The sequence below is a fragment of the Parabacteroides sp. AF48-14 genome, assembly GCF_003477465.1.
Classification (GTDB): Bacteria; Bacteroidota; Bacteroidia; order Bacteroidales; family Tannerellaceae; genus Parabacteroides; species Parabacteroides acidifaciens.
This window is the reverse complement of record NZ_QUDI01000034.1, coordinates 16,517-42,204: the sequence shown is the minus strand read 5'-3', so window position 1 is coordinate 42,204 and position 25,688 is coordinate 16,517. Positions and strand designations below refer to the sequence as shown.

Below are 25,688 nucleotides of genomic sequence, written 5' to 3'. Positions count from 1 at the left end.
ATTAATTCCATGCCCATGAAACCGGAAATGGATGCCCATGAAACCGAAGACAGATGGGCATGGAATTATTTGTTAGTTTGCTTCTGCTATATTTGCTTCTTTTGCTTCCTCTTTTTTGCCATTGGCTTTTTCCTGTAGTTCGAGGATTTCTTCCGAACGGGAAACCCAGGCGCGTTTACCGAAGATATGTTCGACGTCTTCCGTATAAATAACTTCGCGTTCCAACAATACCTGTGCCAGCTGATTGTGTCCTTCGGCATATGCCTTCAGGATACTTTTGGCCCGTTCGTACTGTTCGTTGACGATCTTCTGTACTTCGAGGTCGATCAGACGTGCCGTCTCTTCGCTATATGGCTTGGTGAAGCCCCAGTCCTGGCCGCTCGAATCGTAGTAATTCAGGTTCGGCAGCCGTTCGCTCATACCGAAATAAACAACCATTGCGTAGGCCTGCTTGGTCACACGTTCCAGGTCATTGGAAGCACCGGTCGATATTTTTCCTAAGAAAAGTTCTTCGGCGGCACGTCCTCCCAAGGTAGCACACATTTCGTCCAACAACTGCTCGCGGGTTGTGATCTGGCGCTCTTCCGGCAAGTACCAGGCGGCGCCTAATGCTTTGCCGCGAGGAACAATCGTCACTTTCACCAGCGGATTGGCATGTTCTAACAACCAGCTCAATGTCGCATGCCCTGCTTCGTGGTTGGCGATACATTGACGTTCGTCGGCTGTCGTTATTTTGGTTCGCTTTTCCAGACCACCGACGATGCGGTCCACCGCATTCATAAAGTCGTCCTTCTGAACAAACTTTTTACCGCTACGGGCGGCAATCAAAGCGGCTTCATTACATACGTTGGCTATATCCGCACCTGAAAAACCAGGTGTCTGGCGTGCCAAAAACTCAGCATCTACGCTTTCGTCTATTTTGATCGGACGCAGATGTACGCCGAATATTTCTTTACGTTCGTTCAAGTCCGGCAATTCCACATGTATCTGGCGGTCGAAACGTCCGGCGCGTAATAACGCCTTGTCCAGAATATCGGCACGGTTGGTTGCAGCCAGGATGATCACACCGCTGTTGGAACCGAAACCGTCCATTTCCGTCAGCAACTGGTTCAATGTGTTCTCGCGCTCGTCGTTACTGTTCATGTTCGCATTCTTACCGCGGGCACGGCCTACGGCATCGATTTCGTCGATAAAAACGATACAGGGAGCTTTCTCTTTGGCTTGGCGGAACAGGTCGCGTACGCGGGAAGCGCCCACGCCGACGAACATTTCCACAAAGTCGGAACCTGACAACGAGAAGAACGGAACGTTTGCTTCTCCAGCTACGGCTTTAGCCAATAGTGTTTTACCCGTTCCCGGAGGACCCACGAGCAATGCGCCTTTAGGAATCTTACCTCCTAATTCCGTGTATTTTTCAGGGTTTTTGAGGAAGGAAACAATCTCTTCCACCTCCTGTTTGGCTTCGGCCAGGCCGGCAACATCTTTGAATGTCACTTTCCCGTCGTTATCCTTGTCGAATAGTTGCGCTTTTGCTTTTCCAACACTGAATACACCGCCGGGACCGCCGCTCGTTCCTCCCGACATACGCCTCATCAGGAAGATCCAGACAACGATGATCAGCAGGATCGGACCGAACGAAACAAGGAAATTCCAGATCGCATCGTCTCCTTCTTCAAAGCTGACTTGTGTATTGATATGGTTATCAGCGACAGCCTTGTCGTAGAAATCCGAAAATTTGTCAGCCGATGGTATTTTGACATACACTTTCGGGTTGGTGCCCAATGCTGCGCTGTCTCTTTTAAAAACCAGACCTTTCTGGCCGTTCTTAACTGTCGCTTCAACTAAATTCTTTTTATTGTAGACGACCATCCGGTCAAATACGTTCTCTTGAGCCAGCTTTTGAAATTCTGTCCAGCCTAATTCCTTAGAAGCCGAAGAATCGTTTGTAAGATATAAAGCGATAAGCATCATAAAGATAAGTCCGTACATCCAATAGAGATTGAATTTGAACATCTTTTGCTTATTGTTCTTCGGTGCTTTGTTAAACATGTCGTTTTTATTTTCCATATATGATTATCTCTATGCTATGTGAGACCGGTGATTAATCGAGATCGGCAATTTGAGTCAATTTGGCATCCGACCAAAGGTTCTCCAAATTATAAAACTCGCGTAGTTCCGGTAGAAATATATGTACAAGAACCGTGCCATAATCCATCCCGATCCATTCGGCCCGCTGTGAACCATCTATCGAAAGCGGTTTTTCACCTGCCTCGCGACGGGCAAAATCCCAAACTGAATCAGATAATGCGGAAACCTGGGTAGGAGTGTTCCCTTCGCAGATCACCATATGTTGGCAAATTGCGCCGGATAATCGGGTTAAGTCTACGGTTACAATATTTTTGCCTTTCTTTTCCTGTAGGCCTTCTACAATCGTTTTAACTAATGCTTCTGTTTGATCCATCTATTTTTTATTAGTAATATTCAAGGACGCAAATATACTTCTTAAATTTATTATGTCGGTGATTTCCTCCTATTAATATATGTATATACTTGCAAAATCAAAACAAGCAGGCAAAGAAAAAAGTTTATGAATGAAAAAATATTGTCGCAACGTTTGTTTATTTTGAAAAAGTATGTACTTTTGCACTCGCTAACAAGGGAGTTAGTTATTTCAAATTGTTCAATGGTGTAATGGCAGCACAACAGATTCTGGTCCTGTTAGTCCAGGTTCGAGTCCTGGTTGAACAACAAAAAAAGTCCGTCATTCGTTTGAGTGACGGACTTTTTTTATCGGGTTATTTATATCTTACCCATTTGATCATTTCTTTGATACTCGGCTTTTTACCATACATCAGGATTCCTACACGGTAGATTTTGGCAGAGAACCAAACGATGAATATCGCCGTTGCGAACAACAAGGCAAATGAAACAACCAGTTCCCATACCGGAATGTCGAACGGCAGGCGGACCATCATCACGATAGGAGAGGTGAACGGAATCATCGAACACCAGAAAGCCAACGGACCGTCCGGATTATTCATACTGTAGATGCCGGCATACAAGCTGAACGCCATCAAAAGCATAATCGGTGTCATGAACTGCTGCGTGTCTTCCTGCTGTTCCAGGGCGCTGCCGATAGCGGCAAACAGAGCTGCATACAGCAAATATCCTCCGATGAAGTAGAGAACGAAGCAAATACCGATCACACCGAAGTTGATGGAATTGAGGATTTCCTGTATCTGAATACTTATGTCGGAAGAACCGGCAGCCATGTCTCCTACACCTTGTGCGGCCATTTGCGCCGTCATGACATCCTCAGGCGAAGCGCTGCCACCGAAGAAGAAGAGGCTTCCGGATATCAGAACGCTTGTCAGGATGCCCCACAGGAATACTTGTGTCAGCCCGACGAAACCGATACCGATGATTTTACCCATCATCAGGTCGTATGGTTTGACGGACGAGATCATGACTTCTATGATACGGTTCGTCTTTTCTTCCATCACGCCCTGCATCACCATCGAACCATACATAATAATGAACATATAGATGATAAATGTCAGGATCATGCCTAAGATTGAAGCGACTTCGGCAGAGGTGCTTTTCTCGCCCCCGTCTTCATCCCATTTGATCGTCTTGATATTGAAGTTGATCTTGCTGTCTTCGATGATCTGTTTCAGGTTGTCGATGTTGTATGAAGCCAGTTTTTCGTCTTTCAGATATTCGGACAAGGTCTTGTCGATCGTATTCTTCAACCCCATCGGGATTTGCTTCTTGGAGTAGAGCGTGGCGGCAGCCGGGTTTTGCAACAAATCGTCCGTGATATTCAGAAAGGCGAATATTTCCTTGTCCGGATTTTTACGATATTCTTCCAGGCTGGAACCTTTTTCGGTTATAAAGGTATATTCTTCCGTGTTTTTGAACAGAGGCGCATATTTGCCGGTTGCGTCGATGATGGCTACCTGTTTGGCCTCATCCCCTTTGATGGTAGAGAGCCACAACGGGACGAACACCAGGGCGGCAAACAGGAACGGCGTCAGGAAAGTCAGCAGCAGGAATGATTTTTTGCTGACACGACGAAGGTATTCTCTTTTGATAATAAGTCCTATCTTATTCATGCTTGCGTAGTATTTGTACCGGAAACGGTGTTAATAAATATGTCGTTCATCGAAGGAATCTCTTCCGTGAAGGAAATAATCTCGGTCTGTCCGGCCAATGCGGAAAGAAGGGCGGAGTTGGATATCTCCGGTTCTTTATGGATGCGCACTTCACTTGTTCCGGCGAGGTCCTTTTCCGTCAGCAGGCTGAACATTTCCGGTATTTCCTGCAATCTTCCCGATTCGGTATGGAAACGGACGGTGAAATTGTTGGTGCGGAAACGGCTTTTCACTTCTGTCACATTGCCTGAAAGAACCACCTGCGAGCGGTTGATCAGGGCGATATTGTCGCATATCTCTTCAACGGACGACATGTTGTGTGTGGAAAAGATGATCGTGTGTCCGGCATCTTTCAGCTCCAGTATCTCTTTTTTCAGCAATTCGGCATTCACCGGGTCGAAGCCGCTGAACGGTTCGTCGAATATGAGCAGCTTAGGCTCATGGATGATGGTGATGATAAACTGCACCTTTTGTTGCATCCCTTTGGATAGCTCTTCCAGTTTCTTGTTCCACCAAGGCATGATGTCGAATTTCTCAAACCAGTGTGTCAGCCGCGTACGTGCTTCCTGGTAGGAGAGTCCTTTGAGCTGTGCCAGATAGATGGCCTGTTCACCGACTTTCATTTTCTTGTAAAGGCCGCGTTCTTCCGGCAGATAGCCGATCTGGTAGATGTCTTCCGGCTGCGACTCGCGTCCGTTGAAGCGGACAAGGCCGCTGTCGGGGGCGGTGATGCGGTTGATGATGCGGATCAGTGTGGTCTTCCCGGCGCCGTTCGGCCCTAACAACCCGAAGACTTTCCCTTCGGGGACCTGGATGCTGACCTTGTTAAGGGCGAGATGGTTGGCGTATTGCTTTACCACGTCTTCCGTTTCTAAAAAGTTCATAGGCATTACATTTTTAATATGATTCTTTCTCCCAATTCTTTACTTAATACATTTTTTATCTCGTTCAGGCGGGTGAGCTTTTTCATCAGCTCAAATACCTGGTCCATGTCCCCTTTCGTTTGCGTCTCTTTGATCTGTGCCTGTACTTCCTTGATCTGGCTGAGGATGTAAGCATCCTTGAAGCCGTAGAGTTCGCGTAGCACTAACGAATCGAGTTTCTCCTCTTCCGTTTCCAGTTCCCTGTATTTGGTGTGATACTTGCTGAGCTGATACTTTTCACTGATCAGGTTGGCGGCAAGGCGGCTCACATTCGGATCCGGATGGGCCAGGAAATAACGGTGCGCCACGAACCCTTCCGACTGGCAACGGTCGGCTGCTTCATCCATCATGCCTTTGAAAAGAGGCGTATAGAAGGTGAGGTCGTCGCGCTCCAACTCCGAACGGATATATTCGGCAACACGGATAATCACCTCTTCATTTGTCTCTTCGTCCGTGTACTGGAACAGGATGCGTTCGCCATAGCGTACGATATACCGCAGTAAGGCAACTTCATACACTTCATAGGGCGAGCGCTTCGGCTGCACCGGTATGTTTACCGATGCAGCGGCGGGCGGTGGCGGTGGAGGCGGCATGTTGTTATCCGTCCCACCCAACTCGTATTCTTCCGGCGGTGGCGGCGGGATCGTATCGTCGGGCGGGAGGAAACTTTCCGGTTCCTGTCCTGACGGTATTTCTTCCGGATACGGCTGATATCCGGGAATATCCGGATATTCGGGTATGTTGCTGACCGGAGGCGCCGGATTGAATGAAGACGGCTGGTTTGCCTGCCTTTCCTCCTTGTTAAGGCGGATCTTGTTTACTTCGTTCAATAGGAGCATCTCGTCTATCTCCATCATGGCACTGCATTCCCGGATATAGAGGGAGCGGGCGATGTTGTCGGGGAGGATGGCAACCGTTTTGATAATGTCGGCGATCAGCGACGAACGTTTGATCGGGTCTGTCCCGGCATCGTCTAAAAGCAGCCGGGTTTTGAAGCGGATGAAATCCGTTTCGTTCTGTTTGATAAACTCGGCAAACTGGGTTGCATTATGTTTGCGGGCAAACGAATCCGGGTCTTCGCCATCCGGCAGGAGCACCACTTTTACGTTCATCCCGTCTTCCAACAGCAGGTCGATACCGCGCAAGGCGGCCTTGATACCGGCTGCATCGCCGTCATAGAGGACTGTAATATTGCTGGTAAAACGGTGGATCAGGCGGATTTGCCCCTGTGTCAAGGCTGTCCCCGACGAGGCAACGACATTTTCCACGCCTGCCTGGTGCATGGAGATCACATCCGTATAACCTTCCACCAGGAAACAGCGGTCGGCCTTGACGATGGCCTGTTTGGCAAAATAGATGCCGTAGAGTTCGTTACTCTTATGGTAAATCTCGCTTTCGGGCGAGTTGACATATTTGGCGGTCTTTTCGTCTTTCTTCAGGACACGTCCGCCGAAAGCAACCACTTTGCCGCTTAGCGTATGGACCGGAAATATGACACGTCCGCGAAACCGGTCGTTCACACCGCCGTTGTCATAGGCAATCACCAAACCCGTTTTTTCGAGAAATTCCTTTTTGTAACCGCTTTTAGTCGCCGCTTTATAGAGGGCGTCCCGTTGGTCGAGGCTGTAGCCTAACTGGAATTTGCGGATGGTGTCTTCCCGGAAACCGCGTTCGGCAAAGTAACGCAGGCCGGCAGCCTTCCCTTCCTGGTGTTCGTACAGCTGGGTGGTGAAATATTTCTGCGCCCAACTGTTGACGATCAGCATACTCTCACGATCGCTGCGCACCTGTTTTTCGCGTTCCGACAGCTCCCGTTCCTGTATCTCGATGTTATATTTCTTGGCAAGATAGCGTAGCGCATCAAAATAAGTCAGCTGTTCATGCTTCATGATGAAGTGAACAGCCGTACCGCCTTCGCCGCAGGCAAAGCATTTACAGATGTTCTTTGCCGGCGACACATAGAAAGAGGGCGACTTGTCACTATGGAACGGACATAATCCTACATAGTTTATCCCTCGTTTCCGGAGTGTAACAAATTCAGAGACAACATCCACAATGTTTGCTGCATCCAATATCCGGTCTATGGTAGGTTGATCTATCATTTAGTTCCTTCCTTCATTTAGACGGCAAATATAATCAATAAATATTCTTTATGTTCTATTCGATCTCCATCTCATCCAGCAGATATCCTGCCCCGGCATATTTATCCATGATGAAAAGGACGTAGCGGATGTCGACGATGATGCTGCGCTGATAGTCGGGGAGATATTGGATATCGCCGCCGACACCTTCCCAGTTGCGGTCGAAGTTAATGCCGATCAGTTCGCCGTTGGCGTTCATCACGGGGCTGCCCGAGTTGCCGCCGGTCGAATGGGTGGTTGCACTGAAGGCAACAGGCATTTTACCGTTGGGAGCTTTATAGCGTCCGAAATCTTTTGCCGCATATAATTCTTTCAAACGTGCCGGAACGACAAACTCCCAATTGGTGGAATCCTCTTTTTCCATTACGCCGTCGAGTGTTGTCTGGTATCCGTAGTAGTCACAGTCGCGCGGGCTGTAGCCTTTTACCTGTCCGTAGGTGAGGCGCAGGGTGAAGTTGGCATCCGGGAAATTGGCGCGGTCGCCGTACATCGCCAGCAGACCTTTCACATAGGAGCGGTGAGCCATCGCATAACCGTCTTCGAACTCTTTCAGAGAGTCTTTCAGACTAACTTCTTCTGCGCGGACGGATTTGGCGAAAAGGATCATCGGATCGTTTTCCAAAGCCTTGACAGACGGACGGGCAAGGAATTTGTTGAAGTTATCTTCACTGCCGAAAATGGATTTCTCGAACAGGTAGTCGACAAAGCTGTCGGTGTCACCCTTGAACTTCTTGTCTATTTGTTCGAAATAGGCCGGCTGCGCTTTCGGTGCAACCTGGCGGCGGTATTCTTTCAGCATGACTTTGGCTATTTTCCGGTCTACATCGGCGGAATAGTTGTCGTTGGCAAATCCGTGATAGGCACGTTCCAACAGGCGAAGCTGTTCGTCTTTTGCCTTTTTGTCTTTCCCCTTCAAGGCTTCTATGACAGCATCCGTTTTAGTCGGTACATTGGTGAACTCGATGCCGCGTATGATCGCTTCATCCAGCATCCAGCTCCGGAAACGCAGGTCTTTACGGTCCGAGACGATCTGTTCGAGTGCCATCAGGCGTCGGGATAGTTCGGCTCGCACATCTTGTTGGACCAGGCGATCAGCTTGTCCTGTTCCTCTTTTTTAACCTGTTCGAAGTTCCGTTTTTTGATGGCCCAATTACTGCCGATAGCGTTCTTGTAAGCATTGGTGGAGCCGGCGTATTTGCTGGCATACTGGATGCGCACAGCCGGGTCTTTCAGCATTTCTTCGAGCATCACCTTCTGGCGCAGGTCGCGGATGTTGATGCGCACCGTGTTGTCGATGTCGCGGCGTTCCGCCACTTCCCAAGACGTATAATATTTATTGGTCCGGCCGGGGAAACCCATCATCATGGCATAGTCGTCTTCCTGTACGCCTTTCAGTGAAATCTTGAACCAGCGTTTCGGACGGAGCGGCACGTTCTTGTCCGAGTAAGGCGCCGGATTTCCGTTTGCATCGGCATAGACGCGGAATACGGAGAAGTCGCCCGTGTGGCGCGGCCACATCCAGTTGTCGGTATCTGCCCCGAATTTTCCGATGGATGAAGGAGGAGCGCCGACCAGGCGGATGTCGGAATAGATCTTCTTCGTGAACATGAAATATTGGTTACCTCCGTAGAACGCTTTGATCTCGACCTCCGTTCCGGGGTTGTCCTGCAGGAATTTTTCTCCGGCTTTAGCCTTTGCCAGGCCGTTCAGGAACTTAGGGGAGAGGAAGTCCATGCTGTTGGGATCGGTGTTCTTCTCCAGTTCCTTCTTCACATAGTCGGTGACATCTTCGATCTTGTCGATGAAAGTAACCGTGATGCCGGGATTCGGCAGTTCCTCTTCGCGCGACATGGCCCAGAAACCATCCGTCAGATAATCGTGTTCCAGTGTGCTGTGACGTTGGATGCAGCCATATCCGCAATGATGGTTGGTCAGGAGCAAGCCCTCCGGTGAAACGATTTCACCCGTACAGCCGCCTCCGAATATCACGACGGCGTCCTTTAGAGAAGCCGAGTCGGGGCTGTATATATCATAATCCTGTAATTTAAGTCCCAGTGCCTGCATTTCCGGGAACTTCTGTCCTTTCAGTAATGGCAATAGCCACATCCCTTCGTCAGCCATAGCCGGCAGTGACAGAATTACTGCCGCCAGGGAGATGATGAGTCTTTTCATGATTTGTGTTCTATAATTCATAATTCAACATTCTTATTCTTTCCATTCTGTAAACGGATGCTTGGTCAGCATCGAATTGTAATATCGCCGGTCACCGCTGACTTCCTGCCCTAACCACTCCGGCTGTTCGAACGCTTCTTCTTCGGAATCCAGTTCGATCTCGGCCAGGACCAGCCCTTCGTTGTCACCGTGAAAGACATCGACTTCCCATGTATGCCGTCCGGCGGGGATCAGGTTGCGCACCTTGTCGATCACACCGGGTTCGCACAGTTTCAACAACTCTTCGGCATCCGCTAACGGAATCTTTTGTTCAAATTCGTAACGGCTCAATCCCTTTTCATCCGAAGCCCCTTTGATCGTGAGGAATCCTTCTTCTCCCCGGATGCGTACGCGAACAGTCCGCCCCGGCTGTGAACAGATGTATCCCTGGACGATACGTTGCGAACCTGTTATCTGCCCGCTGAAATCCCCCTTTACCAAAAACTTCCGTTCAATCTCCGTCGCCATACATTTGGAATATTAACTTTCAACTTTCAATTCTCAACTTTCAACTACTTAATGGTTACCATCGTAGCCCCGAATCCATATTCACGGAAAGAAGCATCCTGATAATAGTGCTGTTTGTATCTTGTTTTCAGTTCTTTTTCAATCGCTTTACGCAATACGCCGTCGCCTTTACCGTGTATGAAGACAATCTTTTGTCCTTTGTTGCCCGCGTATTGGGCGAGTATTTCATGGAATTTCTCCAACTGATAGTTCAGCATGTCCGCATTGCTAAGTCCGTTGGTGTTATCCAACAATTCGGTGATATGAAGATCCACTTCCAGGACGTTACTGTCGGATACTTTCTTTTTGACGATCGTCTGTGGGGCATGGCGGTCTTCACGCACTTTCTGCAACATGGCTTCCTTCAACTCGGTCGCAGAGACCAGCAGCTCTTTTTCGGGAACATCCTGGCGTACGATCGGGTAAACCATCGCATCTTCGTCAAAGAAATCGTTTTCCATGAAACAGTGTTGCTTGTAGAATTTGACCGTGTCCAGATGAAGTTCTACGGAAATTGTGTTTTTCAACGAATAGGGCTTGCCCTTTTTGAAGGCGATTAGCTGTACACAGATACGTTCCAGGCTGTTGAGATCGTCCTTGCCGAATTCTTCCAGGAAAATCTGTGTGTTTGGTTCCACGATGCCATTGTAACGGCTGATCCAGCTATTGTTTTGCCGGTTCATATAGTTGAAGAACAGATAATAATTGCTGTCGTTGATGAAATAGGTCTCATAACCGCTGTCCTGCATCACCTTAGTGGGCTCTATCGGAAGATAAGCCAAATAGACGTTGAGGCGTTCTCCTTCCGGGGTTTCCGTCACCTTCTCTTCTTCGGGTTGTGGCTGCGGCTTTTTGGGTTGCGGGGCCGGCGCTTGCGTCGGCTGGGTCGGAGGGAGCGGGGAACGGCGTGAGCTGTGCACCTGTACTTCCCGGTCGCTAACAACGACACATTCACGGATCAGTGCCGGCACTTCAAACCCGTCTTCATCCTCCACCAAAACCTGATCTTTCCCTTTGAAACGACTCACGACACCTCCGCCGGTGCTGTTCAGGAAACGCACTTTGTCTCCGATCTTTATATCACTCATAATACAATATACTTTTAATTTTCTGTACAAAAGTAGTAAAATAGGTCCGATACTTCTTAGGTTTAAGTAATAAATCATCATTTCCTTGCTTTCGACTTCACTGAGGCTGTGGATTATCTGAGCGACCTGATGGATCTGGTTCGCTTGGACAATGAGCTGGGATGCTTACAGTCATAGTAGATAATATCTGTCCCTTTTTCCTGTCATTTTTTTTTTGATAGGAAAAGTTTGCGTAAGTTTGCGGTTTCAAAAGAATATAAGTAGTATGTTTAAGGATAAAACAATTGTATATACATCTGGAACATTCGACATGTTCCATTACAACCATCTCCGGATGATAAATTATGCCCGCAGTATTGCGGATATATTGATCGTAGGTGTAAGCACGGATGAATTGGTGTCTTCTTATAAAGCGAAACCGATTATCCCTTTTACCGAACGCCTGCAGATTATCGAAGCATTGAAAACTCCGGATATTGTGATTCCGCAACATACACTGGACCATTCTGAAATAGTGAAAAAGCTGAATATCGATGCTTTTGTCGTGGGAGATGACTGGTACGGTAAATACGACTATTTGAAAGACCTGGGTGTACAGGTGTTTTACTTCCCTTACGGCACAGGCGTTTCTTCTTCGAACCTGAAGAAAACGATTCACGATTCTTATGAAGCGAATTTGAAGTCTCAGCGTCAGTCCAAGCCTGAATCCGTCAAAGGTTTCGGTGAAAAAGAGTGAGGGTTGCAGATGGGACAGTTATATTGATAACAGGGGGGACAAAAGGAATCGGTAAAGCGGTTGCCTCTTGCCTGGCAAAAGCCGGGCATAATCTGCTCCTTACCTATGCTTCGGATGAAAGCGAGGCTATCCGTGCCGTAAACGGATTGCAGCAGCAGTTCGGCGTGGAGGTCGATTCGCTTCAAGCTGATATTTCCGATAAAAATACGATTGACAAGATAGAACAATACCTGGATGACCGCGACATACGGTTGGAAGCGGTTGTTTTTAATGCCGGTCTGACTTGCCGGGATCCGTTTGAGGAGCTGGATATGGCAGAGTGGGAGCGGGTATTTTTTGCCAATGTGCATTTCCCGGTTTTCCTGTTGCAGCGGATTGTCCGTCGCATCGGCAAAGGGGGAAGCATTGTCTTCACCGGTTCGCTGATGGGGATTCAGCCCCATTCGGTTTCATTGGCCTATGGTGTGACGAAGAGCGCCGTGCATTCTCTGGTGAAAAATATGGTGAAATTCCTCGTGCCGTATGAACTGCGTGTGAACGCTGTGGCACCCGGTTTCGTCGATACCGAATGGCAGAAGACAAAGCCTGCGAGATACGCCGTAACATCGAAAATAAGGTTTCGTTGGGGCGTTTCTGCGATCCGGAGGAGTTGGCGGAGGTATATAAGATGTTAATAGAAAATAGTTATTTTAATGGCGAAGTGGTCGTTGTAGACGGCGGTTATTCGTATAAATAAAAGATAAATGAGCGATTTGGATAAGGAATACGAGGCTTCGTTGAAGTCGATAGAAACAGAAAATAAGATTGACCGGATTTTTTATCGTCCTATCGGTTTCCGTATTGCCCGTATGCTGAAAGGTACAGGTATTACTCCTAATATGGTGACTGTGGTGTCCATCTTTGTGGGGGCGGCAGTCGGTTTCTTTTTCTATCATGACGATTTGATTTATAACATATGCGGCATCCTGTTGCTGGTGCTTGCGAATATCCTGGATTGCGTGGACGGGCAGTTGGCCCGGTTGACCGGTATCAAATCGGCTATCGGCCGTATCCTGGATGGCTTTGCCGGAGATATCTGGTTTGCTTGTATATACGTAGCTTTTGCGCTCCGCCTGTCTCACGATTACGGGACGGACTGGTTCTTTGCCTTAGCGGTCCTTTCAGGTCTGTCGCATCTGGTGCAGGCTAATATCACGGACTATTACAAGACACTTCATTTGTATTTCATCAGTAAGGATAAAGGTGCGGAGTTCCAGACATTGGAACAGGTGCGTGCCCGCCATAAGGAGATGAAATACGGTATAAACAAATTCTTTTATTTCCTGTATCGTGGCTATACGCTTTTACAGGTGAAAGCTACCCCTTCCTTGCAAGGGATGCTCCGCAGCCTGCATGCCCGCTACGGTGATAATATACCGGAGGATATCCGCGTCAGGTTTCGCAAGCAGAGCAAGGAACTGATGCGTATGATCGACCTGCTGACCTTCAACGGGCGTACGATCGTGATGTTTATCGTCGTGTTGGTCGGGGAGGTCTGGTTTTATTTCCTCTATGAGATAATCGTGTTGAACATCGTTTTGCTGCTTGCCATGCGGAAGCACGAAAAGATGTGTGCAACATTCTATAAACAATAACTTATGAAAGAGAGCGTAGTAGACATCCATGATTTACAGCAGGTCGCCCCGTTCTTCAAAAGTCGTTTCGGTGCATTTCTCGGAAATGCGCTGATCAAATGGTTTAACATCGAAAAGGTAAACCGGGTACATGCTAACAACTGCCACCTGCGGGGGGCTGCTTTTACAACGGCTTTGCTGAATGATCCGTTGATTGATATTAAATACAGGTTGCACAATGCCGAAGTGTTGGACCACTTGCCGGAAGGCGCGTTTGCAACTGTCTCCAACCATCCGATCGGTCGATAGACGGCATTATGCTGATCGATATATTTGCTTCGCGGCGTCCGGATTTCAAAGTGATGGTCAACGGAGTGTTGACAAAGATCGGCGCGATGGAAGACAATTTCGTCTCTGTCACTCCCGATTCCAACAAGCAAGGGGCCAATCCCAAAAATATAAACGGAGTCCGCCTCTCCCTGCAACAACTGAAAGAGGGCCATCCGATGGGCTTTTTCCCGGCGGGCGGTATCTCGATGTATAATAAGAAAACAAAGAGGATACAGGATTTGCCCTGGACGCACAGTGTGATCCGCCTGATCCGGAAATCCAAAGTGCCTGTCTATCCTGTCTATTTCGATTTTCTGAATTCCCGCTTTTTCTATTGGCTGGGGCGTATCGACTGGCGTATCCGTACGTTGCGGATACCGACCGAAGCGTTTAACAAACGCGGACGTACGGTCGACGTCTATATCGGCGAGCCTGTCACTCCGGAAGAAATCGGGGCGATCGCCGATGATAAAGACCTGGCCGAATTCCTGTATCAGCGGACATACGGTGCTAAAAAATAACAAAGCGGCACAGAAACCACCTGCAGATTCGGTAAATTGGATTAAGATTTGTAATTTTGGCAGGTTAAACTGAAATAATTACAGATAGAAGATATGATTAAGGTTGACGTGCAACAGATAAAGCAGCGTTTTGGGATTATCGGCAATAATGCCGCGTTGAACCGTGCTATCGATGTTGCCTTACAAGTCGCTCCGACGGATTTGTCTGTGCTGATTACCGGAGAGAGCGGTGTCGGTAAAGAAACTTTTCCTCAGATAATACATCAGAACAGCCCGCGTAAGCATGGGCAATATATAGCCGTGAACTGTGGCGCCATCCCTGAAGGAACGATCGATTCCGAATTGTTCGGGCATGAAAAGGGTTCTTTTACAGGGGCTTTGTCCGACCGTAAAGGCTATTTCGAGGTGGCGGACGGCGGAACTATTTTCCTGGATGAGGTAGGGGAGTTGCCGACTCCGACGCAGGCACGACTGCTGCGTGTGTTGGAAACGGGCGAGTTCATTCGTGTCGGTTCTTCCAAAGTACAGAAAACAAATGTCCGTATCGTAGCGGCTACCAATGTGAACCTGACGCAGGCCGTTGCGGAAGGCAAGTTCCGCGAGGACTTGTTCTATCGTTTGAGTACGGTACCTATCCAGGTTCCTCCTTTGCGCGAGCGGGGGGAAGATATAATCTTGCTGTTCCGTAAGTTTGCCGGTGATTGTGCGGAGAAATACCGCATGCCGCCGATCCGCCTGGATGAGGAAGCGCGCCAGTTGATGCTGTCGTACCGCTGGCCGGGCAACGTCAGGGAATTGAAGAATATCACCGAACGTATTTCCGTGATCGAGGAGAACCGGGATATCACAGCTCCCACGCTCCGCCTGTATCTGCCGGATCTGAATATGGAGAAATATCCGGTCCTGGTCAAGCAAGACCCGGATCAGAAGATATTTAACAGTGAACGGGAAATCCTGTACCAGGTATTGTTCGATATGAAGAAAGATGTCAACGACCTGAAAAAGTTAGTGCACGATATTATGGGAGGCAAGATGCCGATCGATGTTCCCGAAGAACCGGTGACGTATCCGCATCCGATTCATTCCGCACATCCGGTTCATCCCGTTCCCACCATCCAGGAAGCCGAAGCGGTGGAAGAGGAAGAGACGTTGTCGTTGGAAGAGGTCGAGAGAGAGATGATCCGCAAAGCGCTCGAGAAACATAACGGACGCCGTAAGAATGCCGCTGCGGACCTGAAAATATCGGAGCGCACCCTGTACAGAAAAATTAAAGAATATAATCTGGAATAAAAGATGTTGAAGAATAATAAGATATGGCTTTTCTGCCTGATCGGGCTGATCGTGACGGCTTGTTCGATCTCCTATAAGTTTAATGGTGCCTCTATCGACTATACGAAGGTCAAGACGATCACCATCAAGGATTTCCCCAACCAGGCCCCGCTGGTCTATCCGCCCCTTTCGCAGAAGTTCACGGAAGCCCTGAAGGATATTTATATCCGCCAGACCCGCCTGCAACTGGTCAACAGCAATGGCGACCTCGATCTGGAAGGTGAGATCACCGGCTACGACCTGACTCCTATGGCAGTTAAGGAAGATGCCTATGCGTCACAGACCAAGCTGACGATTACGGTGCGTGTCCGCTATTCCAACCGGGTGAACCCGGAAGAAGATTTCGAACAGAGTTTTTCGGCCTATCGCGAGTTCGATGCGACTCAGATGTTACAGCAGGTACAGGACCAGCTGTCGGAAGAGATTACGGATGAGTTGGTCGACCAGATTTATAATGCAACCGTTGCTAACTGGTAAGGATGAAAGCGGCTGATTTATATCAATTGATGGGAAATCCCACGCTGCTGACTGAGGAAACGCTTCCCCAGTTGAAGCAGATCGTGGACGAGTTTCCCTATTTTCAGATAGCCCGGATGCTTTACCTGAAGAATCTGGCTGTCTTGAGTGATATACGTTTCAGCGCTGAACTTAAAAAAATGGCGATATTTATTCCTGACCGCAGGAAACTGTTCACCTTGATAGAAGGAGAGCGCTACGGTCTGCAATCCAAGCCGGTAGAAGAGGAAACACCGTCACAGGAAGATGCTTTTTCCCTGATTGACGCTTTCCTGTCCAACCGAGAAGAGGAGGAACCGAAGGCGGATGCTTCCCTCTTGTTCCAGCCGTCCGTTTCGTCCGATTATATCTATTGGTCGCTGACAAAAGAAAACGAACAGCCCGAGGAAAAAGAAGAGGTCCGTTTGCAGCATCACGACCTGATCGACTCTTTTATCCGCAACGAGGAACAGCGCCCGCCCGGAAGCGGTCTGAATCTGGATGCGGAAGCTCCGGAAGCAAGCGCTCCCGAAAATCTGGCCGAGCTGGAAGAAGGACAGCATAAATCGCTGGACGACTCCTATTTTACCGAGACTTTGGCCCATATTTACATAAAACAGAAGCGATATGAGAAGGCATTGCAAATAATTAAAAACTTAAACTTGAAATATCCAGAAAAAAATGTTTACTTTGCAGACCAAATCAGATTTCTTGAAAAGTTGATTATTAACACTAAAAAATAAAACAAAGATGTACGTATTTATTTCTATCTTAATCCTGATCGCATCTATACTATTGATCTTGATTGTATTGATACAGAACTCAAAAGGCGGAGGTCTGGCTTCAGGATTCTCTTCTTCTAACCAAATTATGGGGGTACGCAAAACCACGGACTTTCTTGAAAAAGCAACATGGAGCCTTGCCGGTACCGTTGTTGTTTTAAGTATTGTGATTACTGCTTTCATTCCAAGAGCTCAGCACACTACCCAGTCTGAAATCAAAGAACAGATAAACAACGCTGTAACGATCGATCCGAATACGGTAGCTCCTGACTTCGGTACGGCTCAGCAGCCTGCTACAGCCCCTGTTCCTTCTGAAGATACTCCGGCTAATTAATTAGAAACGAATTTTCTGATATAGAGAAGAGGTATTCCGCAACCGGAATGCCTCTTTTTTTGTTATCTTTTATATAATTATCGATAAATGGATAGATATAATTGATCGTGGGAGATATTATTTTCTTGTATCTTTGTCTGAAAAGGATGTGCAAACAGGCACCCTCCTCTAAACAGTAAACAAATATGATGGACTTGATTAACTTTAATGGATTATTGATAGGTATCGCAACCTTCTTGATTATCGGGCTTTTTCATCCGGTCGTAGTGAAAGCGGAATATTACTGGGGCACGAAATGCTGGTGGATTTTTCTCGTATTGGGTATTGCCGGAACAATCGCCTCTTTGCTGATCGAAAGCGTTTTCTTTTCGGCCATTTGCGGCGTTTTCGCATTCTCTTCCTTCTGGACAATAAAGGAGGTGTTCGAACAGGAAGAACGCGTCCTCAAAGGCTGGTTCCCCAAGAATCCAAAGCGGACCTATCCGGAAAAGTAAAGTCCGGTCAGTATTTGAGGGTTGCTACCATGACAACCGGATTATCGTCATCTTTCAGATTTTCCAGTATCTTGACCAGTTGATCCCGTTTCTCTGGGAGAAGGACTTTTGTCTGCTTCAGTTTTTCGATGTCGATCTGTTCTAACAGGTCGAAGGAATTGTAGGCACAGAGCCATTGCCGGTCGTTTGTGCTGGTGGGATAGAAAGGGAGGCCCCCACACAGGTCGTTTGTGAAGTGGGGAGCGTCAACTTTCCGGTATTTCGTCATTGCCCCGTCTACGATTTCTCCTTCCAATTCCAGTGACTGGATGTTGCCGTCTTGTTTGTCGACGCGAAGAAGAAAGGCTGATCGGTCTTTTTCCACATCTATATACAGGTAGTCTTTAGCTTCCAATAGCTCAATGGCGAATATGTATTGGAAGTAGCCGGATTCTTTTCCGAGTTTGTAAGTAGCCTCGGCATCCGGGCGTTTGCCGCACTGCATGACGTAACGGGGTTTCAGGGTATTATTCTTTTCGCTGTAGCGATAGATTGTATCGTTGGCCTCGAACATGAAGTTTACGTGGTTGTAGTAACGGTTCTGTACCGGGCTGTCTGTTCCCCAGGCATACCGGATTCTGTCGATGGAGTGTCCGCTGTTGTTGTTATCGACCTCTTTTTGATAGCGGAGGATCTTCGGATCATAGAAATGAGCCAGAACCTTGCCGTTTACGTCTAATATACCGATCTGCCAGTTGTCTTTCGAGCCATCTTGTAGGGGAAGGAAGCGTCGGATAATATGTTTCCCATTAAAGAAATTGTAAGAACGTTCATCCCAGTTCATGGTTCCGAAAAGAGCCTTTCCGGGCCGTGCCGGATGGATTGTATTGACCCATGTCCCGTCGTATCGATATGTTTTGATTTCGTTATGGAAGCCGAAGCTGTTTGCTACGTGTACGAGTTTAGCCCTCTCGTCGATGCCTAATCCGCTTGATGCTGAGATGTTGAAAGGAGCGTCTCCTTTTTTTGTAATTACAGTTCTGAATTTTCCCGTCTTGTCGAAGCGCAAGATCGTATAGAAATTGTTAATGAACAGATCGTTTTCTCCAATAACCAAATTCCTGATCCTGGATATCAGGCAACTGTCTGTTGTTTCCAGCGGAATAATATCGATGTCCATAGCCGCATCACTTAGCAGCAATTTGTCGACCTTATTGTTGATACCCTCTTCTACATTGATTTCAAACAATAGACCCTGGTCTTTTTTATTCCCCTGTTGGCAGGACATAAGTAGAAATAGGATTATGGCGGAAAGTAAATGTTTATTCATAATGCGTAAGATTGAAAAATGAATAATGTTTCCGGCTAAAGTAACATTAATAATTGACAGTACAAACGAATTGTATGTAAATATTACGAATATGGCGTAATGTGCTGCTTTGTATGCTATTGTAGATTATACTTAGGCAAGATCAATGGATCCAAATATTATCCGTATCTTTGTCCCGTTAAATATATTCAGTATGAGGACAAAGAAGAAAGATTCGTTTATGGATTACATCAAGGCGAACCGAAAAGGAAGTAGGGAAGCGGAGATTGAGAATCACGGCCATCCGGTTAGCTTTAACCGGGTGCATGTATCGAAAAAGGTTTATAACCGTAAAAGAGATAAGGCAGATGCCCAGAGGCGTCTGCCTTATTTGTTTTTGACCGTTTGTCTTAATTAATGGGAATGGTTGTAGTTGCGGGCCGGGTATTTTTCCTTAAACCATTCTACTAACCTCCGTCCTTAAAACTCAGGATATAATATCCTTCCGTATCCTCCATCATGGAGGCTGTCTTATAGCTGATACTTTCAATCGCCCCTTCAGGTGTCATGCGGGCACCGGCAGACTCAAAATCTTTTCCTAACACAGAGATTACTTTCTTCTTGGTCATTCCTAACTCGATATCTTTCATCTTGCCGTCCATCTGGTAAGGCTGCATAAGTGTTCCGCAGCCTGTCAACAGCAATGCGACTAATAACATATACGCCCATTTCATCCTATTCATATGCCTTTATTTTTATGGTTTGTAAACACGAAGCTAAGATAGTACTATTTTGTACATAAACAGGGGGGAAGCATATAAAAAAGAGGAAAACCTAAAAGATTTTCCTCTTCTTGAGAGCGGAGACGGGGCTCAAACCCGCGACCCTCAGCTTGGAAGGCTAATGCTCTATCGACTGAGCTACTTCCGCATGTTCAATTAAAAAAGGTGGGCAGTGATGGATTCGAACCACCGAAGTCGAAAGACAGCTGAGTTACAGTCAGCCCCATTTGGCCACTCTGGTAACTGCCCCCGTTATTTTCAATTGCAGTGCAAAGGTACGATTATTTTTGAAACCTGCAAGTGTTTAGGCTGAAAAATTTACCATTTTAAGTGCGGTAACTGCAGCCTCATCGCCCTTGTTTCCGTACTTGCCGCCTGCGCGGTCTTCGGACTGCTGCATGTTGTCTGTTGTTAATAAACCGAATATGAACGGGATATCATACATCAGGTTGAGTTCCGTAATGCCTTGTGTAACGCCGGAGCATACATAGTCAAAATGGGGAGTATCGCCTTTTACAACGCATCCTAAGACGATAACGGCATCCAATTCTTTGGTTTCAGCCAGTCTTTTTGCTCCGAAAGTCAGTTCGAAACTGCCCGGTACTCGTTTCACGTATATGTTTTCTGCTTTTACGCCATGCTTTTCCAGTGTGTTGCAGGCACCTTCCAGTAGTTTTTCGGTGATGTGCTTGTTCCATTCCGCTACGACAATACCGATGGTCATGTCTGAACCGTCGGGAACACTATTGAAGTCGTACTCCGATAAATTTTGATAAGCTGTTGCCATATTCTTATTATTAAAAGAAAAGGATGTCTCGTCAGAACAAGGCATCCTCTTTTATGATTATAAATACTGTGTAAGCAGATGATTTTATTTATTCAAAGCAGATGCACGCGTGATATATTTATCAATATCGCTTGCTTCCATTGAATTGAAATATTTTTCTTTGATCGTCGTATAAGCCTTGACAGCATCTCCATACTGTTTCAGGTTTTCGTAAGCGATACCGGCTTTCTTCAGGTATGCCGGGCTGACCACTTCGTTGTCGGCCTGTTTGGCTGCTTTTTCGAAATAGCTGATACCTTCCTTGATGTTGCCCATATTGACGTAGCAGTCGCCGATCAGGCCAGTTACAGCCGGAGAGATCATCTTGTCGCCACCGCTGAAAGATTTCAGCATATCCAGCGCTTTTTCGTTGTTGCCCATCTTGAAGTAGCAAATACCTGCGTAAGCTTTTGCCAGGTTTGCGGCAGATGTGCTGCCATACTGGTCGATGATGGCTTCGAATCCTTCATAATCTGCACCATTACCGTTCAATGCCAGGTTGAAAGAATCTCTTGCAAAGTATTGTTCACCTTTGAACATAGCTGCTGCGGCCTTCTTCTCCTGCGGGATCAAATATCCGTGTTTGATACCTAAAACCGCTCCAACAACGAGTGCGATAGCGATGATACCATAAATGATTTTCTTTGAATTGTTTTCAATGAACTGTTCCGATTTCGAAACAATTTCTTCGACCTCTAACTCTTTGTTGGTGTCTTTTTCCTTAGTAGCCATAATGTTTTATAGTTGTTATTATTTTATCACTGTTTTATGCCTGTGGCAATTCAAGTCGCAAAAGTAGTTTTTTTTACTGAGAAAATCTATACTTAGAAGTATATTTTTTAATTTTGTGCGACTAATATAGTGCGGATGATACTTAAAAAGCTTTCTATACTCAATTACAAAAATATTCTCCAGGCAGAAGTTTCTTTCTCTCCCGAGATTAATTGCTTTTTCGGGAATAACGGAATGGGAAAGACGAATTTGCTGGATGCCATTCATTATCTCTCTTTTTGCAAGAGCCATGTCAATACGCCCGACTCCCAACTGATCAATAACGGTCAGGATATGTGTGTGTTGCAAGGTAATTACGATTATGCAGGGCGGGAGGAAGAGATATTCTGTGCCATCCGCCGCCGGCAGCGGAAACAGTTCAAACGGAATAAAAAAGAATACGACAAGCTGTCGGAACACATCGGGTTGTTGCCGTTAGTGATGGTGTCGCCCGCCGATTCCGAACTGATACAGGGCGGGAGCGAGGAGCGCCGCCGTTTCGTCGACGTGATCATTTCGCAGCAGGACAAGCCGTATTTGCATGCGCTAATACAATATAATAAGGCGTTGCTCCAGCGGAATTCATTGCTGAAGGACCAGTGCACGGATGCTTCCCTGTACGAAGTGCTGGAAATGCAACTCGATATGTACGGGCGGATGGTGTATGAGAAGCGGCAAATGCTGGTAAATGATTTCACCCCGATATTCAACGAATATTACCAGACGATCTGCCGTTCGACCGAACAAGTCGGCTTGCGCTATATCTCCCAACTCGAACGCGGCAGCCTGGCGGATATGCTGGCTGCCAACCGGGAGCGCGACCGTATCCTCGGTTATACCTCGACAGGCATTCATAAGGATGAGTTGGAGATGACGCTGAACGACTACCTGATCCGCCGTGTCGGTTCACAGGGGCAGAACAAAACGTATCTGATCGCGCTCAAGCTGGCGCAGTTCGTTTTCCTTTCACGCCGGGGGCAGGCATGTCCGATCTTGTTGTTGGACGATATCTTCGACAAGCTCGATGCCGACCGGGTGGAGCAAATCATCAAGTTGGTGAGTGGCGATCAGTTCGGGCAGATATTCATTACGGACACGAACCGTAAATATCTGGATGCAATCCTGCAATCGATCAATCACGGTTATGCTCTGTTCAGGGTCGAACAGGGCGAAGTCCAACCGATGGAGGAAGCAGGATGATACGTCGGAATGCACAGACATTGGGTGAGGCGATCCGGGAGTCTTCGAAGACAACGCCGAACTGCGCGGGAAGATTTTAGAGATACGTGTCCAACGGGCCTGGGGCGAGATAATGGGGCCGATGGTCGCACAATACACACGTAATATATATGTAAAGGACCGTGTGTTGCATGTTTCCCTCACGTCCTCCGTCTTGCGCAGCGAATTGGTATTGTGCCGGGAGCGTTTGATAAAGAGCTTGAACGAGTATGCCGGGGCGGAAGTTTTGCAGGATATCGTGATCAGATAATCTCTTTTTCGGTTACGATCAAGTCCATTTTTCGGTCGAACGGTTCGACCGGGATGGCGTCTTTCAGTTGGAAATCATAGCAGATACCTATTTTAGGCACGTCAAACGTGGAGAGCAGGCGATCGTAAAAACCTTTTCCCCGCCCGAGGCGGTTACGCCCGCGGTCAAAGGCGACACCGGGAACTATCACAAGGTCTATCTCGTTTTCCGCAACCGGCTGGCATGTTTCCGTCGGTTCCAGGATGCCGAAAGCTCCGGCTTTCAGGGATTCTTTTCCGGCATAAAGCAACAATTGGAGGTCGTTCCCTTTCACAACAGGGAGAAGAAGTCTCTTTTTCAGGTACCATTTTTCGATGAAGGCAGCTGTCTGTACTTCTCCCGGAAGGGCGTGGTAGAGCGCAATGCAGGAAGCTTGCCGGAAGAGATCGGTCTCTTCCAGCCGTTCCGTTATCTTAGCAGAGAGTTCCAGCAATGCAGTCTTCGTATATGATCTCTTTAATGAGGCCATATCTTCTCGAAGTGCTTGTTTGGCTTTGTGCAATTCCATCTTCTGTAATATTTTTATTTTCCGGTGTCGGGACCGATTTACCTTCGTTCAGCACTTTGATCGCACGTTTCAGTGTGACGTCGTCATTCTGGAAAATAGGATAGAAGCCCGCTTCGTCAAAGAAGTTGCGGACGATGTAAGCATGTATCTGTTTCTCCATCAGCTTGCTCGATATGTTGATCAGGTGCGGGCGTTTCTTGATGCCTTTCGCTGTCGCGTAGTTAATGAAGTCGGACAGCAACGGTTGCTGTTGCAGGTATTTGTACAACTCCTGATAGGTCTTGAAAGAAGACAGCTTGTCGTAATTGCGGTCCGAGTATTCGAGTGCATACAGGTTCAGTGTTCCGCTATTGACCACATTGGAGAAATAAGTCGTCACGCCACTGGTGTCGCGCGGGATAAAGATATCCGGCATGATACCGCCGCCGCCGTAAACCGTACGTCCCATGACGGTCTCGTATTTTTCGCCATTGTCCTGTTTGATGCTGTCGGCAGAATCAAACTCTCCGTGCATGAAACGGTTGTAGATATCCTGTTCATATTCGTTGTCCTTGCCCAATTCATATTTTTTCTGGATGCAGCGTCCGGACGGCGTGTAGTAGCGGGCGATTGTCAGGCGGATTTCCGAGCCGTCGCTAAGTTGGATCGGCGACTGCACCAATCCCTTGCCGAACGTACGGCGGCCGATGATCAGACCCCGGTCGTTGTCCTGGATCGCCCCGGAGAAGATTTCGCTGGCGGAAGCCGAGAACTCGTCTGTCAGGACTACGAGCGGTGCATCCTGGCAAGTGCCGGTTCCGTTCGTATAAACATCATTGCGCGGGAACGCCTTTCCTTCGGTGTAAACGATCAGGCGGCCTTCCGGCATAAATTCGTTGACCATATTGATGGCGGCATCCATGTAACCGCCGGTGTTACTGCGGAGGTCGATCACGAAGGAAGTGCAGCCAGCCTGTTTCAGCTTGGCGATTGCCGTGATAAATTCGTTATAGGTTGTACGTCCGAATTTGCTAACTTTGATGTAACCGATTCCTTTACTCACTTCGTAGGCCACATCGACGGAGTTCACGGGAACATCGCCACGGGTTACATCAAAATACAACAGGTCCGGTTCGTTTTTTCGCTTTACTCCTAACTTGACGGTACTGTTCTTGGCTCCGCGAAGTGTCTTCATGATTACTTCCTGGTCGCTCTTGTTGCCGGCATATAAGGAGTCGTTGATTGTAATGATACGGTCGAACGGCTTCAAGCCCGCTTTTTCGGATGGTCCGCCGGGGATTACGTTAATGACCAAAACGGTATCCGTCTGCATATTAAAGGAAACGCCGATCCCGCTGAACGATCCTTCCAGGTCTTCGTTCACCCGTTGGGCGTCTTTGGCTGGTATATATACGGAATGCGGGTCCAACTCGCTGAAAACCTTAGGTATGGCATCTTCTACCAATTGTTTCATATTGACCGTGTCGACGTATTGTTCGTCAATGATGTCGAGTATGGCATTGATCTTGTTCCCGCTGGAATAAATATGTCTCTTACCCTGTGTCAGTCTAAGGTAATGATTTCCTACAAAGATCCCGAGAGCAACACTTAAAGCTATAATCACAGGCAGCCATACGGACAGCCTTCTATTCTTCTCCATAAAAACGTATCTTTATTCGTTTATATCTTCTATGTAATCAATAATAACACCTGCGCGACGCAATAGGTTGCAACCGTCCTCCACCCTGTATTTTTCAGAGTAGACCACCCGTTTGATTCCCGACTGGATGATAAGCTTGGCACATTCGATGCAGGGTGCGGATGTGACGTAAATAGTCGCTCCTTTGCTGCTGTTTGACGAAGCCGCCACTTTTGTGATTGCGTTAGCTTCGGCATGCAGGACATAGGGTTTGGTGACATTATTCTCGTCTTCACAAACATTCTCGAAACCAGATGGCGTACCGTTATATCCGTCAGAGATAATCATTTGGTCTTTAACTATCAGTGCCCCAACCTGTCGTCTCTTGCAATACGAATTTTCCGCCCATACGGCCGCCATCCTGAGATAACGTCTATCCAATTCGAGTTGCTTTTCCTTCTTATCGCACATCGTTTTCTGATTTTATATACCTTATTATATAATAGCAGACAAAGGTACATATATTTGGGATATATGGAACAGCTTTAACGGTTTTTGTTTACCTCCGGTGGATTTTGAAAAAGATCCCGACGTCCCTTCCGGATTTTCCCGGTACGCTTTTGGAGGGGGTATTATTAGGGGGTTATTGTATAAAACGTATTTTTCCGGCAAAAAAGAGATCTGAAACTAAACAAATGTTAATCCGCTT

23 protein-coding genes, 3 tRNA genes and 4 pseudogenes are annotated in these 25,688 nt (G+C 47.4%); 13 read left to right on the top strand and 17 right to left on the bottom strand.

The window, feature by feature from the left end; all coding sequences use genetic code 11:
• Window positions 1-72: 72 nt before the first annotated feature.
• Together ftsH and rsfS are read right to left on the bottom strand one after the other, a co-directional pair.
• Window positions 73-2,067 (bottom strand): ATP-dependent zinc metalloprotease FtsH, encoded by a 1,995-nt coding sequence (gene ftsH / locus DW083_RS15665; RefSeq protein ID WP_122333004.1) that lies wholly within the window; start codon window positions 2,065-2,067, stop codon window positions 73-75.
• Between the two features lie 34 nt (window positions 2,068-2,101).
• Window positions 2,102-2,461 (bottom strand): ribosome silencing factor, encoded by a 360-nt coding sequence (gene rsfS / locus DW083_RS15660; RefSeq protein ID WP_115499869.1) that lies wholly within the window; start codon window positions 2,459-2,461, stop codon window positions 2,102-2,104.
• 216 nt (window positions 2,462-2,677) lie between these two features.
• Between rsfS and DW083_RS15655 the strand changes: the two genes are divergently transcribed.
• A tRNA-Gln gene (locus tag DW083_RS15655) sits at window positions 2,678-2,748 on the top strand.
• A gap of 47 nt (window positions 2,749-2,795) precedes the next feature.
• Here the strand turns inward: DW083_RS15655 and DW083_RS15650 are convergent.
• The 6 genes and pseudogenes from DW083_RS15650 to DW083_RS15625 form a co-directional block, all read right to left on the bottom strand.
• Entirely contained in the window at window positions 2,796-4,115 is a 1,320-nt protein-coding gene (locus DW083_RS15650; RefSeq protein ID WP_122333003.1) for an ABC transporter permease, read from the bottom strand.
• Window positions 4,112-5,038: an ABC transporter ATP-binding protein gene (locus DW083_RS15645; protein WP_115499912.1), complete on the bottom strand. Its 927-nt coding sequence runs from the start codon at window positions 5,036-5,038 to the stop codon at window positions 4,112-4,114. Before DW083_RS15645 ends, DW083_RS15650 begins: the two co-directional genes overlap by 4 nt.
• A 5-nt stretch (window positions 5,039-5,043) precedes the next feature.
• On the bottom strand, window positions 5,044-7,179 hold the full coding sequence (gene dnaG, locus DW083_RS15640) for a DNA primase (RefSeq protein WP_122333002.1): 2,136 nt from the start codon (window positions 7,177-7,179) through the stop codon (window positions 5,044-5,046).
• Window positions 7,180-7,234: 55 nt separating this feature from the next.
• Window positions 7,235-9,390, bottom strand: a pseudogene (locus DW083_RS15635) (S46 family peptidase).
• A 33-nt stretch (window positions 9,391-9,423) separates the two neighbouring features.
• A complete protein-coding gene (locus tag DW083_RS15630) occupies window positions 9,424-9,897 on the bottom strand; it encodes a CYTH domain-containing protein (RefSeq protein WP_122333001.1) in 474 nt (157 codons plus the stop codon).
• 44 nt (window positions 9,898-9,941) lie between these two features.
• Entirely contained in the window at window positions 9,942-11,024 is a 1,083-nt protein-coding gene (locus tag DW083_RS15625; protein ID WP_122333000.1) for a DUF2027 domain-containing protein, read from the bottom strand.
• A gap of 265 nt (window positions 11,025-11,289) precedes the next feature.
• Here DW083_RS15625 and DW083_RS15620 point away from each other — a divergent pair, with 265 nt between their 5' ends.
• The 9 genes and pseudogenes from DW083_RS15620 to DW083_RS15580 all read left to right on the top strand — a co-directional run bounded on the left by DW083_RS15620 (window position 11,290) and on the right by DW083_RS15580 (window position 17,658).
• A complete protein-coding gene (locus tag DW083_RS15620; protein WP_115500447.1) occupies window positions 11,290-11,760 on the top strand; it encodes an adenylyltransferase/cytidyltransferase family protein in 471 nt (156 codons plus the stop codon).
• 20 nt (window positions 11,761-11,780) lie between these two features.
• Window positions 11,781-12,496 (top strand): annotated as a pseudogene (locus DW083_RS15615) (SDR family NAD(P)-dependent oxidoreductase).
• Between the two features lie 7 nt (window positions 12,497-12,503).
• Window positions 12,504-13,394, top strand: coding sequence for a CDP-alcohol phosphatidyltransferase family protein (locus tag DW083_RS15610; RefSeq protein WP_115500445.1), 891 nt, complete (start codon window positions 12,504-12,506; stop codon window positions 13,392-13,394).
• A 3-nt stretch (window positions 13,395-13,397) separates the two neighbouring features.
• Window positions 13,398-14,224, top strand: a pseudogene (locus DW083_RS23665) (lysophospholipid acyltransferase family protein).
• Between the two features lie 93 nt (window positions 14,225-14,317).
• Window positions 14,318-15,514: a sigma-54-dependent Fis family transcriptional regulator gene (locus DW083_RS15600; protein WP_115500443.1), complete on the top strand. Its 1,197-nt coding sequence runs from the start codon at window positions 14,318-14,320 to the stop codon at window positions 15,512-15,514.
• 3 nt (window positions 15,515-15,517) lie between these two features.
• Window positions 15,518-16,030, top strand: a complete 513-nt coding sequence (lptE, locus tag DW083_RS15595) for an LptE family protein (RefSeq protein WP_115500442.1) — start codon at window positions 15,518-15,520, stop codon at window positions 16,028-16,030.
• 2 nt (window positions 16,031-16,032) lie between these two features.
• A complete protein-coding gene (locus tag DW083_RS15590; RefSeq protein ID WP_122332999.1) occupies window positions 16,033-16,791 on the top strand; it encodes a hypothetical protein in 759 nt (252 codons plus the stop codon).
• Between the two features lie 7 nt (window positions 16,792-16,798).
• Window positions 16,799-17,164, top strand: a complete 366-nt coding sequence (gene secG / locus DW083_RS15585) for a preprotein translocase subunit SecG (RefSeq protein ID WP_115500440.1) — start codon at window positions 16,799-16,801, stop codon at window positions 17,162-17,164.
• Window positions 17,165-17,352: 188 nt separating this feature from the next.
• Entirely contained in the window at window positions 17,353-17,658 is a 306-nt protein-coding gene (locus DW083_RS15580; protein ID WP_122333018.1) for a DUF4491 family protein, read from the top strand.
• Between the two features lie 7 nt (window positions 17,659-17,665).
• On the opposite strand, the gene DW083_RS15575 is transcribed toward DW083_RS15580, so the two are convergent.
• A complete protein-coding gene (locus DW083_RS15575; protein WP_122332998.1) occupies window positions 17,666-18,967 on the bottom strand; it encodes a 6-bladed beta-propeller in 1,302 nt (433 codons plus the stop codon).
• A gap of 193 nt (window positions 18,968-19,160) precedes the next feature.
• Between DW083_RS15575 and DW083_RS15570 the strand changes: the two genes are divergently transcribed.
• The gene (locus DW083_RS15570) at window positions 19,161-19,364 is read left to right on the top strand and encodes a hypothetical protein (protein ID WP_122333017.1); all 204 of its coding nucleotides are present in this window, start codon (window positions 19,161-19,163) and stop codon (window positions 19,362-19,364) included.
• A gap of 49 nt (window positions 19,365-19,413) precedes the next feature.
• Here the strand turns inward: DW083_RS15570 and DW083_RS15565 are convergent, their stop codons facing one another.
• From DW083_RS15565 to DW083_RS15545, 5 genes are all read right to left on the bottom strand, one after another.
• Window positions 19,414-19,689 (bottom strand): hypothetical protein, encoded by a 276-nt coding sequence (locus tag DW083_RS15565; protein WP_233552236.1) that lies wholly within the window; start codon window positions 19,687-19,689, stop codon window positions 19,414-19,416.
• Between the two features lie 115 nt (window positions 19,690-19,804).
• Window positions 19,805-19,876: transfer RNA gene (locus DW083_RS15560), tRNA-Gly, on the bottom strand.
• A gap of 18 nt (window positions 19,877-19,894) precedes the next feature.
• Window positions 19,895-19,977 (bottom strand) — tRNA-Tyr (locus DW083_RS15555).
• Window positions 19,978-20,032: 55 nt separating this feature from the next.
• Window positions 20,033-20,515, bottom strand: a complete 483-nt coding sequence (gene ribH, locus DW083_RS15550; RefSeq protein WP_115500452.1) for a 6,7-dimethyl-8-ribityllumazine synthase — start codon at window positions 20,513-20,515, stop codon at window positions 20,033-20,035.
• A gap of 84 nt (window positions 20,516-20,599) precedes the next feature.
• Window positions 20,600-21,286: a tetratricopeptide repeat protein gene (locus DW083_RS15545; protein WP_122332997.1), complete on the bottom strand. Its 687-nt coding sequence runs from the start codon at window positions 21,284-21,286 to the stop codon at window positions 20,600-20,602.
• Window positions 21,287-21,421: 135 nt separating this feature from the next.
• Between DW083_RS15545 and DW083_RS15540 the strand changes: the two genes are divergently transcribed.
• Window positions 21,422-22,525 carry a DNA replication/repair protein RecF gene (locus DW083_RS15540; protein ID WP_122332996.1) on the top strand — a complete coding sequence of 368 codons (1,104 nt, stop codon included), beginning with the start codon at window positions 21,422-21,424 and terminating at the stop codon, window positions 22,523-22,525.
• Window positions 22,522-22,814, top strand: a pseudogene (locus DW083_RS23660) (DUF721 domain-containing protein). The gene DW083_RS15540 and the pseudogene DW083_RS23660 overlap by 4 nt, the downstream one beginning before the upstream one ends.
• Here DW083_RS23660 and DW083_RS15530 read toward each other — a convergent pair.
• Genes DW083_RS15530 through DW083_RS15520 form a run of 3 tightly spaced genes read right to left on the bottom strand, consistent with a single transcriptional unit; the run spans window position 22,807 to window position 25,450 of the window.
• Entirely contained in the window at window positions 22,807-23,322 is a 516-nt protein-coding gene (locus tag DW083_RS15530) for a 5-formyltetrahydrofolate cyclo-ligase (protein WP_233552234.1), read from the bottom strand. The pseudogene DW083_RS23660 and the gene DW083_RS15530 overlap by 8 nt on opposite strands.
• Window positions 23,267-25,000 carry a S41 family peptidase gene (locus tag DW083_RS15525; protein ID WP_122332994.1) on the bottom strand — a complete coding sequence of 578 codons (1,734 nt, stop codon included), beginning with the start codon at window positions 24,998-25,000 and terminating at the stop codon, window positions 23,267-23,269. Before DW083_RS15525 ends, DW083_RS15530 begins: the two co-directional genes overlap by 56 nt.
• A gap of 12 nt (window positions 25,001-25,012) precedes the next feature.
• Window positions 25,013-25,450: a dCMP deaminase family protein gene (locus tag DW083_RS15520; RefSeq protein WP_115500432.1), complete on the bottom strand. Its 438-nt coding sequence runs from the start codon at window positions 25,448-25,450 to the stop codon at window positions 25,013-25,015.
• Window positions 25,451-25,688 lie beyond the last annotated feature (238 nt).

What these genes read in the sequence shown, in the direction of transcription:
- secG (WP_115500440.1), top strand. Translation starts at nt 16,799, where the DNA reads ATGTACGTATTTATTTCTATCTTAATCCTGATCGCATCTATACTATTG.
- DW083_RS15580 (WP_122333018.1), top strand. Translation starts at nt 17,353, where the DNA reads ATGGACTTGATTAACTTTAATGGATTATTGATAGGTATCGCAACCTTC.
- DW083_RS15620 (WP_115500447.1), top strand. Translation starts at nt 11,290, where the DNA reads ATGTTTAAGGATAAAACAATTGTATATACATCTGGAACATTCGACATG.
- DW083_RS15520 (WP_115500432.1), bottom strand. Translation starts at nt 25,450, where the DNA reads ATGTGCGATAAGAAGGAAAAGCAACTCGAATTGGATAGACGTTATCTC.
- ftsH (WP_122333004.1), bottom strand. Translation starts at nt 2,067, where the DNA reads ATGGAAAATAAAAACGACATGTTTAACAAAGCACCGAAGAACAATAAG.
- DW083_RS15525 (WP_122332994.1), bottom strand. Translation starts at nt 25,000, where the DNA reads ATGGAGAAGAATAGAAGGCTGTCCGTATGGCTGCCTGTGATTATAGCT.
- DW083_RS15645 (WP_115499912.1), bottom strand. Translation starts at nt 5,038, where the DNA reads ATGAACTTTTTAGAAACGGAAGACGTGGTAAAGCAATACGCCAACCAT.
- DW083_RS15575 (WP_122332998.1), bottom strand. Translation starts at nt 18,967, where the DNA reads ATGAATAAACATTTACTTTCCGCCATAATCCTATTTCTACTTATGTCC.
- DW083_RS15545 (WP_122332997.1), bottom strand. Translation starts at nt 21,286, where the DNA reads ATGGCTACTAAGGAAAAAGACACCAACAAAGAGTTAGAGGTCGAAGAA.
- DW083_RS15625 (WP_122333000.1), bottom strand. Translation starts at nt 11,024, where the DNA reads ATGAGTGATATAAAGATCGGAGACAAAGTGCGTTTCCTGAACAGCACC.
- DW083_RS15610 (WP_115500445.1), top strand. Translation starts at nt 12,504, where the DNA reads ATGAGCGATTTGGATAAGGAATACGAGGCTTCGTTGAAGTCGATAGAA.
- DW083_RS15570 (WP_122333017.1), top strand. Translation starts at nt 19,161, where the DNA reads ATGAGGACAAAGAAGAAAGATTCGTTTATGGATTACATCAAGGCGAAC.
- rsfS (WP_115499869.1), bottom strand. Translation starts at nt 2,461, where the DNA reads ATGGATCAAACAGAAGCATTAGTTAAAACGATTGTAGAAGGCCTACAG.
- DW083_RS15540 (WP_122332996.1), top strand. Translation starts at nt 21,422, where the DNA reads ATGATACTTAAAAAGCTTTCTATACTCAATTACAAAAATATTCTCCAG.
- DW083_RS15565 (WP_233552236.1), bottom strand. Translation starts at nt 19,689, where the DNA reads ATGAATAGGATGAAATGGGCGTATATGTTATTAGTCGCATTGCTGTTG.
- DW083_RS15530 (WP_233552234.1), bottom strand. Translation starts at nt 23,322, where the DNA reads ATGGCCTCATTAAAGAGATCATATACGAAGACTGCATTGCTGGAACTC.
- DW083_RS15650 (WP_122333003.1), bottom strand. Translation starts at nt 4,115, where the DNA reads ATGAATAAGATAGGACTTATTATCAAAAGAGAATACCTTCGTCGTGTC.
- ribH (WP_115500452.1), bottom strand. Translation starts at nt 20,515, where the DNA reads ATGGCAACAGCTTATCAAAATTTATCGGAGTACGACTTCAATAGTGTT.
- DW083_RS15600 (WP_115500443.1), top strand. Translation starts at nt 14,318, where the DNA reads ATGATTAAGGTTGACGTGCAACAGATAAAGCAGCGTTTTGGGATTATC.
- lptE (WP_115500442.1), top strand. Translation starts at nt 15,518, where the DNA reads ATGTTGAAGAATAATAAGATATGGCTTTTCTGCCTGATCGGGCTGATC.
- DW083_RS15630 (WP_122333001.1), bottom strand. Translation starts at nt 9,897, where the DNA reads ATGGCGACGGAGATTGAACGGAAGTTTTTGGTAAAGGGGGATTTCAGC.
- dnaG (WP_122333002.1), bottom strand. Translation starts at nt 7,179, where the DNA reads ATGATAGATCAACCTACCATAGACCGGATATTGGATGCAGCAAACATT.
- DW083_RS15590 (WP_122332999.1), top strand. Translation starts at nt 16,033, where the DNA reads ATGAAAGCGGCTGATTTATATCAATTGATGGGAAATCCCACGCTGCTG.